Raw genomic sequence first — 617 nt, forward strand, 5'->3', positions numbered from 1 at the left:
CCGGCGCCTGGACCCGGGTGCAGCGCGAGGGCCTGGGCCTGCCCACCCGCGAGGCGCTGGAAGCCGCCCAGCGCGCGGCCTGGCGCAATGCCTTGTGCACCGCCCACGTGGATGTGCTGTGGCGCAGTGGCGACGAGGGCGGCGAGCCTTTGCTGGCCAGTCCGCTGGTGCTGGCCCTGCAGCTTGCCGGGCAGGCCCGCGCCGGCACCGATCCGCGAAGTGCGCGCGAAGTGCCGCTTGCACCCGTGCCCCGGCCGATGCCGACGGGCGAGGCCCTGCCCGTGCTGCAGTTGTCCTCCACCGCCTATTCCGATCTGCGCCACTGCCCCTACCGCTTCTTCGCGTTGCGCCAATTGGGCCTGCAGGAATCCGACGAGCTGGGCGCCGAAGTGGGCAAGCGGGATTTCGGCAACTGGCTGCATGCCGTACTCCAGCACTTCCACGAGGCGCTGCAGGCGGCGCCCACCGAAGTCTTGCCGGCGCGCCGCGCGCTCATGGATGCCGCGGCCGAGGCCGTCACCCACGCGCAGCGGCTGGCATCGGGCGAGTTCCTGCCGTTCGCCTCCGGCTGGCCGGCCCTGCGCGACGGCTACCTTCGCTGGCTGCAGGACCACGAA

Annotated in this window: 1 protein-coding gene; it reads left to right on the forward strand. The window is 72.8% G+C overall.

What is annotated here, in order from left to right:
• Positions 1–617: PD-(D/E)XK nuclease family protein (locus tag AC27KI_RS26795; protein ID WP_487116942.1), on the forward strand; the 617-nt coding region annotated here is incomplete at both ends.

It is taken from the genome of Acidovorax sp. KPB24-03 (assembly GCF_057546605.1).